This is a genomic window from Herbivorax alkaliphila (genome assembly GCF_030848475.1).
Taxonomy (GTDB): Bacteria; Bacillota; Clostridia; order Acetivibrionales; family Acetivibrionaceae; genus Herbivorax.
The window spans coordinates 1-10,018 of sequence record NZ_JAVDDS010000075.1 but is presented as its reverse complement, the minus strand read 5'-3'; the positions used below and the strand labels follow the sequence as shown (position 1 = coordinate 10,018).

Annotated in this window: 9 protein-coding genes; 1 reads left to right on the top strand and 8 read right to left on the bottom strand. The window is 31.5% G+C overall.

Features of this window, described 5'->3' with window-relative positions; genetic code table 11:
• Window positions 1–29: 29 nt before the first annotated feature.
• The 4 genes from RBH29_RS16585 to RBH29_RS16570 form a co-directional block, all read right to left on the bottom strand.
• Complete coding sequence (locus tag RBH29_RS16585) at window positions 30–560, bottom strand: ribonuclease H-like YkuK family protein (protein ID WP_306698115.1); 531 nt, start codon at window positions 558–560, stop codon at window positions 30–32.
• A gap of 354 nt (window positions 561–914) precedes the next feature.
• Complete coding sequence (locus RBH29_RS16580; protein ID WP_306698114.1) at window positions 915–2,243, bottom strand: ABC transporter permease; 1,329 nt, start codon at window positions 2,241–2,243, stop codon at window positions 915–917.
• On the bottom strand, window positions 2,240–3,589 hold the full coding sequence (locus RBH29_RS16575) for an ABC transporter permease (protein ID WP_306698113.1): 1,350 nt from the start codon (window positions 3,587–3,589) through the stop codon (window positions 2,240–2,242). The genes RBH29_RS16580 and RBH29_RS16575 overlap by 4 nt, the downstream gene beginning before the upstream one ends.
• Entirely contained in the window at window positions 3,576–4,517 is a 942-nt protein-coding gene (locus RBH29_RS16570) for an ABC transporter ATP-binding protein (protein ID WP_306698112.1), read from the bottom strand. Before RBH29_RS16570 ends, RBH29_RS16575 begins: the two co-directional genes overlap by 14 nt.
• Before the next feature lie 298 nt (window positions 4,518–4,815).
• Between RBH29_RS16570 and RBH29_RS16565 the strand changes: the two genes are divergently transcribed.
• Window positions 4,816–6,552 carry a leucine-rich repeat domain-containing protein gene (locus RBH29_RS16565; protein WP_306698111.1) on the top strand — a complete coding sequence of 579 codons (1,737 nt, stop codon included), beginning with the start codon at window positions 4,816–4,818 and terminating at the stop codon, window positions 6,550–6,552.
• 87 nt (window positions 6,553–6,639) lie between these two features.
• Here the strand turns inward: RBH29_RS16565 and RBH29_RS16560 are convergent, their stop codons facing one another.
• The 4 genes from RBH29_RS16560 to RBH29_RS16545 form a co-directional block, all read right to left on the bottom strand.
• Complete coding sequence (locus tag RBH29_RS16560; RefSeq protein ID WP_306698110.1) at window positions 6,640–7,383, bottom strand: ABC transporter permease; 744 nt, start codon at window positions 7,381–7,383, stop codon at window positions 6,640–6,642.
• On the bottom strand, window positions 7,370–8,104 hold the full coding sequence (locus RBH29_RS16555) for an ABC transporter ATP-binding protein (protein WP_306698109.1): 735 nt from the start codon (window positions 8,102–8,104) through the stop codon (window positions 7,370–7,372). Before RBH29_RS16555 ends, RBH29_RS16560 begins: the two co-directional genes overlap by 14 nt.
• 75 nt (window positions 8,105–8,179) lie before the next feature.
• Entirely contained in the window at window positions 8,180–8,923 is a 744-nt protein-coding gene (locus RBH29_RS16550) for a MerR family transcriptional regulator (protein ID WP_306698108.1), read from the bottom strand.
• Window positions 8,924–9,078: 155 nt separating this feature from the next.
• The gene (locus tag RBH29_RS16545; protein WP_306698116.1) at window positions 9,079–9,945 is read right to left on the bottom strand and encodes an SPL family radical SAM protein; all 867 of its coding nucleotides are present in this window, start codon (window positions 9,943–9,945) and stop codon (window positions 9,079–9,081) included.
• Between the last annotated feature and the right edge of the window lie 73 nt (window positions 9,946–10,018).

The following is a 10,018-nucleotide window of genomic DNA, read 5'->3' as shown; positions in this document are numbered from 1 at the left end:
AGTTCTTGTAAAAATCAAAAAAACTTGTTTCATATAGCTTTTGTATGTCTGTCTGCAAAGCAGCTGGCACAAAAGCTGTCTGGCTTAATTTTTGGAATAAAATTAAGTCCCTTAACCATACCTACCATCTCATTTATAAGTACTTTAGTTTCGCCTTTTCTTCCTATATCTATGTGAAACTCAAATGTTATTCCTTTTTTGTCTAATGAACTATATATTCTATTAATCTTTTTTTCATCAAACAAATAAGCTAATTGAAGACTTATACAAGTTTCCATATATATTTTTTCACGTAAGTTTTTAATAGGTCTTGCCAATTCACTCTTGTGCAAAAAGCCTATCGCTCCTTTTCCAACTCTATGAACGTGAATACATGTTACAAAAAGAGTCTTGCTGACAACCTGAGAATCTGTTCCTATAGATATTTTATATGAACTATTTTTATCAGCTTCTATATAATTCAAAATTTCATTAAAAACGTTTTCAAATGAAAGTTCTCCTTTCCCTAAGCTTTTAAATACAGTTGTTTCATCAAGCACTATAGTATTCCCTGCCAACATTTAAAATTCCCTCCTTTAATAGTTAGTACAAAAAAACCCCATGACACAAAAAGTCACAGGGTCTTTAAAAATTCTAATTTATAAAAGTCCGACATGGCATGAGGATACCGCATTAAAATATGCCTGTAATAACTCCTTTTCCTCATACCACTCATCTTCCTTTCAAATCAAGTATTATATTTTTATATTACCACACTAATATAGCAAAATCAATAAACAGTATTATCCAATTATATCCTTCAGTGAACTCTAAAACTTTAAGCTGCATGTTTATAACAATTATACTCTTAAGTTTATTATTGCTTCCATTTAATCTATCAACCAATCATTAGAAAAATTAAAGTGGGAAAATGTTTAACTCTTAAGCGTATTAATAATAGTTTTAAAACTTACTTTTTGACCATTGTATAAAACCAAACCTTTATAAATTTTTGCTGATAACACAATTGTACCAATAGAAAACAAAATCAATATCAATGCTGAAATCAAACCATTCACAAGTCCCATATTGCCTATAACTAAATCAATAGGTGTACAAAATGGTGCTGTAAAAGGTATATATCTTGCCACCCTTATTATATTTTCTTTTTCCATAATAACTGCCAAATAACAAGTTAACCAGCTAACTATAATTGGGAGCTGGAACAAATTTTGAACAGAAGCCGAATCCTCAGGCCTTGAAACTATAGATCCTACCAGACCTGCCTGAAAACAATAAAATAAAAATCCGACACAAAATATAATAAGTGCCAAAATAATTGCTGGAATTGAAAATGCTGTTTCACCCATATTGTCACGAAGCATTTGAATAATTGTTATCACAGAATTTTCATACTCTGGATAAGCCAAACGGGCTATAGCATTCCCCCCATACAGCCCTGCTATTCCAGCAAAAACCCAAGTTAAAAACTGAATTATAGCTACAGAAGAAATAGCTAATACCTTTCCAGTAATCAACGCATATGGATGTACTTTTGTTATTAAACTCTCCACCAATTTTGATGTCTTTTCTGTGGAAACCTCTTTACTTATTGTCAGTCCATGAAATAACAACATAAAATATAAAACAAGACCAAACAGCATAGGTGCAGTTGTTTTAATCATTATAGCAATAAAACTTGTATCTTCTCCAACTTCACTATAAAAGGTCACAATTGGTGTCATAACCATGTTCAGCTTTTCCTGTGTTAGACCTGCCTGCATAATTTTATTTGTATCAAACCCTTCTGTCATAACCTGTAGAAGATTCCTAGCCTCTCTTTCAGAAACAAATGACTCTTCCAGTAAAACCCCTTCCATTTCAAATCCGTCATCACTAACTGATATAATCACAACTAAGCTATCGTCAGGATTTTCTATATACTTTTCAATTACCTGATCTCTAGAAAAATTTGAAACACTTTCGAAATTAATATGCTTAAATCTCAAATCATCTATGGTCTCTAAATAGGTTGAGTAATCAGTTTCTTCCAATCCACTTTTATCAAGAACATATACTTTTTCGATTGAAGACTGTTCAACATCCTTTTTATCAGGTTTTGCTGACAAAATACTTGTTAAGACAATTGCTATAATTAATCCTAACGCAACCAAAATAGTTACCACCTGAAAACCCTTTTTCTTTAACGCCTGGTGGAGGGTAAAATTATAAACATCTGTCCATTTTCGAAAATTATTTCTCATTGCCCTGTCCCTCCTTTTGAGATTTTTGCTATTTTAAACAATTCCTTTATACTAATTCTATTTCCAGTATGAAGCACCAATGTTTCATAAACCTTAGCTGCAAACCTAAATAAAAATGTTATAGAGACAATTAGTACTATCATTGAAATTATAATAAGTAAACTAGAGGTTTTCCCCAATAACACAGCTCCAGGCATAATAAATGGAGAAGATAGTGGAAATATAAGGGCAAAATATACAAAGGCATTCTGTCCTGCTCCCATAAGTGTTCCAGCTGCTCCCATGCCTACATAGGCACCAATTAAACTTGCAAAAGTAAATATTGCTAGACTCTCATTTATCTCTTCTACTTTACTTGCAGTAGCTCCTATTAGACCTGCAAAGGTAGCATAGAAAATAAATCCTAAAGCAATTATAAGCAAACAAATCATAATGTTATCAATACCAAGGTTATTAATTATATCAGGATTAATATAATCTTTAATAATGCTTTCTTTTTCAGTTCTTATATAATTATTTGTTATATAATTAGAAACAACCCCCAATATAATAACCGATACAAATTGCAATAATACAGCACTAAGAGTAGCAAGAACTTTACCCACAATAATAGCTAAGGGTTTTATAGATGTTAGTAATTGCTCAATTACCTTAGAAGATTTTTCTGTCACAATTGAAGTAGCAACTTTTGAACTTGCCATGATATTTATCATCAATAAAACAAATATTATTCCATATAAAAACCAATAGTCACTATAAGAAATAGACGTATCTTCCGAAGTAATTTCATTTCCCTTAGAATCTATATTATAAACCCTGCTTCCCACCTCTGACCTTATAACCTTCAACTGTTCATCCGAAACACCTGCATAATCAACAATTGACTGTTCAAAGGATTCTTGTACAGCACTCCCTAAAAGTTTCAGTTCAGAATCTTTAACAATTCCACTGGTTGACTTTGTAAAGTGCAAAGAGTAGCTGCTCTCATCTTTAGTTATTTTAAGTGCAACTACAGGTTCATCATCATTTTCAATCTGTTCTAATACATCATCATAGTCTTTATTTTCAGTAATAAATTTTAAGTTATTCACTGCTATTTCAAGGTTAGATACTTTCTCGAAATCTATATTTGTTATTTCAGTTTCATTAAAAACATACACCTTTTGTATTTTAATTAAATCTTCATCTTCTACATCACTATCTAAAACAAAATTCATAATAGGAATAACTAAAAGTGCAAAAACGATAAAAATGATATAGCCAATAATAAAAGCTTTGCTTTTTAGCGTTTGTTTTAATGTAAAAGTAAAGACATCTTTCCACCCAGATATATTACTCATCTTCATGAACATTTCCCACCTTTTCAATAAATATTTCATGTAATGATGGTTCACGAAGTTCAAATTTCACTACGGGAATTTTTTCTTCAATTAATTTAGCCAGCAATGCCATGGCCTGCTCTTCACCTTGTACCTTTAAGTGGTATTCACTTGGAGTTTTGTTTTGTATTTTAATCCCAAACTCAGAGATATAAGGTGCAATATCTTTATCACTCTTTATAAACAAATTTATCCTTCCATACCCCTTTTTTATCTCATTCAGATTACCCTGAAGAACTGTTTTTCCCCTGTCCATTATAATAATATCTGAACAAAATTCTTCAATGGTCGGCATCTGATGGCTGGACATTATAAGATATTTATCCTTCGCTATTTCTTCACGTATTATTTCTTTAAAAAGATCTGTATTCACAGGATCTAAACCACTTAAAGGCTCATCTAATATCAAAAACTTAGGATCAGAAATCAATGCAGCCATTAGCTGTATCTTCTGCTGATTTCCCTTTGATAATTGTTCTGCAGAATTAGACTTTCCCTTTCCAACACCTTTAGTTTTTGGAGGGAAAACATATTCTTCCACCAAAAGACGTTCTGACCAATGTTTGATTTTATCCATTGCTTCTTTTTTTTGAACGTTTCTTAACTTTGCAAAATACAGCAATTGATCTAAAAGAGAATACTTTGGATACAATCCTCTTTCCTCGGGCAAATAGCCAACACTCATATCAACAGCATCAAAAGGCTCTCCTTCCCATAAAACTTCACCACTGTCATAGGCCAGCATGCCAAGCATGACACGAATTGAAGTTGTCTTTCCTGCTCCATTAGTGCCAAGAAGTGCAAAAACACCTGGTTTACTCATTTCAAAATTAAGATTATCTACTACAACTTTTTCTCCATATTTCTTTGTTAAATTTTGAACACTTAAAGCCATTTTCTACCCTCTTTTCTTTAACTCATATTAATAAAATTTATTATTTTTATCCAATTAGCTTAAGTTGCCTTGAATAAATAAGATAATTTAATTATATTTGAGGTTAAAACAACTTTCAAGTAAGATGTTAAATTAGGTATAGAAAAATTATTCCAATTTAAAATAACAATATAAGCCACTACTAAAACCATGAATAAAGTGGTATCTCAGACACTTTTAACAAAGGTTTATACATTGACTTCCAAAAATAAAAATGATATACTGACAAAAAATAATAAAAAGTAAAGGGGAGTTAATTATGAGAAAAAAATTGATGTCTTTAATTGTAGTTTTTGTAATGTCAGCAACATGTTTGTTTTCAACAGGTGGTGCAGTTTTTGCAAGTCAACAAGAAGCAGACAAAATTATTGATTTTGAATGCGAAACTTTGGAGGCTATTGTTCGTCACCAAATTTACAAATCCTCTGGTAACATACATGTAAGTGATCTTGAAAATATAACTTATCTGTACATAAGAAATCATGAAATTATTGATTTATCTCCACTCACTCATTGTTACAATTTAGCTAGTTTAGATTTAAAATACTCTAAAGTAAATGATTTGACACCTTTGGCTGATTGTACTAATTTGAAGCAACTGAATTTAAAAGGTACTAAGATAAGTGATTTATCAATACTAACTAATCTTTCTAACCTAACCACCCTAGATTTAAGTTTTAGTGAAATAAGCGATATTTCCCCACTTTCTGATCTTTCTAATTTGAATACACTAGATTTAACTGGTAATGAAATAAGCGATATTTCACCACTTTCTAATCTTTCTAATTTAAACACACTATATTTGGAATATACTGAAGTAAGTGACATTTCACCACTAGCTGATCTTTCTAACCTAGCTACACTAGATTTAAGTAGAACTGAAATAAAGGATGTTTCTCCACTTGCTAATCTTTCTAATTTAAATACGCTATATTTAGAATTTACTGAGGTAAGTGACATTTCACCACTTGCTAATCTTTCTAACCTAACTACACTAGATTTAAGTAGAACTGAAATAAAGGATCTTTCACCACTTGCTAATCTTTCTAATTTAAATAAGTTGGCATTATCTTCTACTAAAATAAGCGATTTATCTCCACTTGCTAGTCTTTCTAATTTAAATTTGTTGGCTCTTTCTAGTAATAGTATAAGTGATTTATCCGCATTATCTAGTCTTTCTAATTTATCTAGTCTATATATATATCGCACTAAAGTAAGTGATATTTCTCCACTTGCTAATCTTTCTAACTTAACTACACTAGATTTAACTAGTAATGAAATAAGTGATATTTCCCCACTTTCTAACCTTTCTGATTTGGTTGAACTAGAACTTGGTTATAATGAAATAAATGATATTTCTCCATTAGCTGATTTGTCTGATTTGAATGTGCTCAATCTAAATGGTAATAGCATAAATGATATATCTCCACTGGGAAATCTCACCAATTTAGGTAGGTTGTATTTAAATGCTACCGAAATAAGTGATATTTCTGTTATTGGTACTATTTCTAGCTTGAGATGGCTGTACATAAGAGATAATGAAATTAAGGATATTTCTCCGCTTTCCAATCTTTCTAATTTAATTTGGCTGAATTTGAGAAATAATAAAATAAGGGATATTTCTCCATTATCCAGTCTTTCTAATTTGATTATTTTAGAGTTAGATGGAAATCCAATTAATAATTCAGAAACACCAAATACAATTCATAAGTCAGAGCTAGACTTTACTGTTGATGGTACAGCATACGAAGTTTGGGTTGTTGAAAATAAATCTACAATTTTAAAAGGTGATTTAAATGGTGATGGTGATATTAATTCTACTGATTCCACATTATTGACCAGATATATTTTAGGTGTTATTGATGAGTTCCCAGTAGATGCAGATCCATTGGAGGTTGCAGATTTAAATGGCGATGGTGATATTAATTCTACTGATTCTACATTATTGACTAGATATATTTTGGGTGTTATTGACGAGTTTCCAAATTCTAACTAAGCTCGATTGACTTTAGCTAAACATCTAATGTTCAGGTGGAACTTCTACTCCACCTGAACATTAGAATAACTTTATCTTCTTTTAAGCTTATTCCCATTTGAAAAAAACAATTGAAATGCTAGTACAAACCACTGCCACTAAAGCCATAATTAGAATAGGAACCCAGACACTTTCAACGGGATATCCTAAAGATGTAGCTTTTAAAAGCTTAATCCCTTGGGTAAGTGGCATTATATCTGCTACTCTTTGAAGCATTCCAGGCATAACCTCATAAGGCAGGGTTGCACCCGAAAAAATCAACATTGGGAAATACAATAGACTGGCTAAAACACTTGCAGTTTTAATATTAGAGGCCACTCCTCCCACTAATAAACCAATACTAAACATAGATAACATCACCAATAAATATGCCCCTAAAAATTGAACCCAAGAACCACTAAGTTGATACCCAAAGAAAATGGCTGCTACTAAATAAACAAGGGTAAGTGACACAATGGAATAAAGGCTGTATACTACAATTTGTACCGCTAAAATAAGTGCTGGACTAATTGGTGTCACCTTAAATCTCTTTAAAATTTTCTTGTTTCGATAATCAGAAATAACTAACGGAAGTCCCATTACTCCGCCAGCACAAACAGCTATAGTCGCCACTGCTCCAAAAGATTGAGCTAAAAATGAGTACTGAGCTCCTTCAAAGGCAGGTTTGTCACCGTAAATAAACCCAAGAATAACCATCACTATAACAGGCATACAAATTGCAAAAATAAACATATCCATCCCTCTTAAGGATAATTTAATTTCTGTTTTAAACATTTTCCTAAATGCTCTCATTTTCTATATCCTCCTCATCTGTATACCAAAGATATGCATCCTCAAATTTTTCATAAGGACTGGATTTAATGGCTTCTTGAACAGTTCCATAAAACACGCTTTTTCCTTCTTTAAGTATCATAATTTTATCACAGAGTTTTTCTACCTCATCCATAAAATGAGATGTTAAAAAAACTGTCAAGCCTTTTGATTTTAACTCGGAGAAACATTGCCACATATCCCTTCTTGCTCTTGTATCAAGCCCAGTGGTTAATTCATCTAAAAATACAACCTCTGGATTTGGAATCAATGCAAGAACAATAAACAGCCTCTGCTTTTGTCCTCCAGAAAGCTCATTTACTTGGCTTTTTAATTTGTCAGACAGTCCAAATTTCTTTAATAAATTAAAATAGTCTGAAGAAGTCCTGTAAAGAGATTTTGTAACTTCACACAATTCCGATACAGTTATTTTCTCCTGATAATTTGCTTCTTGAAATTGAACTCCCACTTTTTCAAATAATTTTTTCCGTTGCTTATGAGGATTCATTCCCAAAATAGATACTGTTCCAGTGTCATGTTTTTTTGTTCCTAAAATACACTCAATGGTAGTACTTTTCCCTGCACCGTTTGCACCTAGCAAACCAAATATTTCACCTGAGCCAATATAAATATCTACATTGTCAACTGCTTTATTAAATCCGTAAGATTTGCTTAATTTTTCTACCTTTATACTTGTTTCCACGTTATAAACACCCTCCTTCTTTCGCTTTAAATAAATGATAACATCTATTCAAAGTCTGGTGTTAAAGTGGAGGGTTTAAAATTTTTTCATCTTTTTAAGTCTATTTAACATACTTTCTGCATTTTCTTCTGCATTTTTTAAAGATGAAAGCAAAGTGTCACATACATAAATAATATCATCATCTTCCTTTGGTACATCAATCACCTTACAAATATTCACTTCAGAACTTTTAGACAGAGCATTTAGCATTCTTAAAATTGCCGAAAGGGAGTAATTTGCACACCTTAAAGTACGAATTATTTTAAGAATTCGTATGTCTTCTTCTGTATATACTCTATAGCCATTTTTCTTTCGCTTGACAATCAGCAAACCATTCATTTCCCAATTTCTCAAAGTATCAATTGAAACTTGCAAATACTCTGCTGTTTCTTTTCTTGATAAGGAAGTGTTATTTTCTCCTTGCTCACTACCTGATAATAACTGCTCTGCAATAACTATTGCTTCTTTAGCATGTCTTTGTTCTTTTTTTATTTGATTTATATACATTTTGGTAAGATAAATTGCTTTATCAAAATCACCAGTGGCAGAGGTCTTAATAATTTCAATGGCTCTTTTTCTCAAACCATTTTGTATAATTTCTACCTTCAGTGCAGTTCTTGCAAGTTTGAATTGTTCTATATGAACATCAGTAAACACCCGATAACCGTTTGGAAGCCTTGCAGGTTTAGGTATAAAATCAATTTCTTCATAAAGACGTACAGTATTAGGGTGTATACCAATTATTTTAGCTACTTCAGATGTTTTATATGTATTTTCCATACTAAAATTCACCTCCAATTAAATTTATTTTAATATAAAATAAAACTCTGGTGTTATAATGGAGGGTTTTTTCTCCAGCTACTAATTGAGAAATCGATATTACCTTTAATCAAACTAAACGTGCTCATATTGAAGCGTTTCTTATAAATACCACTTCAATCAAATAAAGTGATTTGCTGATTTTTCTCAGGAAAATGAGCACAAAAACTAAAAACTTCTTTCCCGAAAATAATATTGTTATCTTTGCAAAACTTTTTAATTATCCCTGTGAGTCTTTGATTATTTGGACTTTTAATTCCGTAAGATGAGCCATATCTTCTCATATATTTCTTCTTTAAATCTGGAAAATGCTCATCTAATTTTTTGTAATAGTATTCTCTATTTCCATAACGCAAAGTCATTCCTACACCAAAATTTAGCAAACCTGTTATTTTTGCTTGTTCGCAGTAGTCTAAAATCCCTAAAATATTTTCACAATTATCATTTATAAAAGGCAGTATAGGCGTTAACCAAACTACAGTTGGTATACCTGCTTCATGCATTTTTTTTAGTACTTCAAAACGCCTTTTAGTTGTGCAAACGTTGGGTTCTATTATTCTGCAAAGGTCTTCATCATATGTTGTAAGGGTCACTTGTACCACACATTTAGATTTTTGATTTATTCTTTTTAAAATATCTATATCTCGTAAAATCAAATCAGATTTTGTAAGTAAACATACTCCAAATCCATGATTTTCTATAACCTCAAGGCATTTTCTTGTGTTCTCTAGTTCTTTTTCAAGAGGTATATATGGATCTGTCATAGCCCCCGTTGTAATCATACACTTTTTTCGCTTTTTAGATAGTTCCTTATCAAACAATTTCACAGCATTTCTCTTAACTTCTATATTTTCAAAAGTATATGTCATCCCATAGCACTCACTTCTAGAATCGCAATATATGCAACCATGAGTGCAGCCACGATATATATTCATATTGTTTTTAGAAGACAAAATTGTTTTATAATCTGCATAATTTATCATGACCCTACCTCTAAAATCATCTTTTTCAAATCCCCCTCGTTTGACAAATGAAGAGTTTCTAGTGGAGCGTATT

Coding starts and splice junctions, on each gene's coding strand:
- RBH29_RS16550 (WP_306698108.1), bottom strand. CDS start 8,923: ATGGAAAATACATATAAAACATCTGAAGTAGCTAAAATAATTGGTATA.
- RBH29_RS16585 (WP_306698115.1), bottom strand. CDS start 560: ATGTTGGCAGGGAATACTATAGTGCTTGATGAAACAACTGTATTTAAA.
- RBH29_RS16565 (WP_306698111.1), top strand. CDS start 4,816: ATGAGAAAAAAATTGATGTCTTTAATTGTAGTTTTTGTAATGTCAGCA.
- RBH29_RS16575 (WP_306698113.1), bottom strand. CDS start 3,589: ATGAAGATGAGTAATATATCTGGGTGGAAAGATGTCTTTACTTTTACA.
- RBH29_RS16580 (WP_306698114.1), bottom strand. CDS start 2,243: ATGAGAAATAATTTTCGAAAATGGACAGATGTTTATAATTTTACCCTC.
- RBH29_RS16560 (WP_306698110.1), bottom strand. CDS start 7,383: ATGAGAGCATTTAGGAAAATGTTTAAAACAGAAATTAAATTATCCTTA.
- RBH29_RS16545 (WP_306698116.1), bottom strand. CDS start 9,945: ATGATAAATTATGCAGATTATAAAACAATTTTGTCTTCTAAAAACAAT.
- RBH29_RS16570 (WP_306698112.1), bottom strand. CDS start 4,517: ATGGCTTTAAGTGTTCAAAATTTAACAAAGAAATATGGAGAAAAAGTT.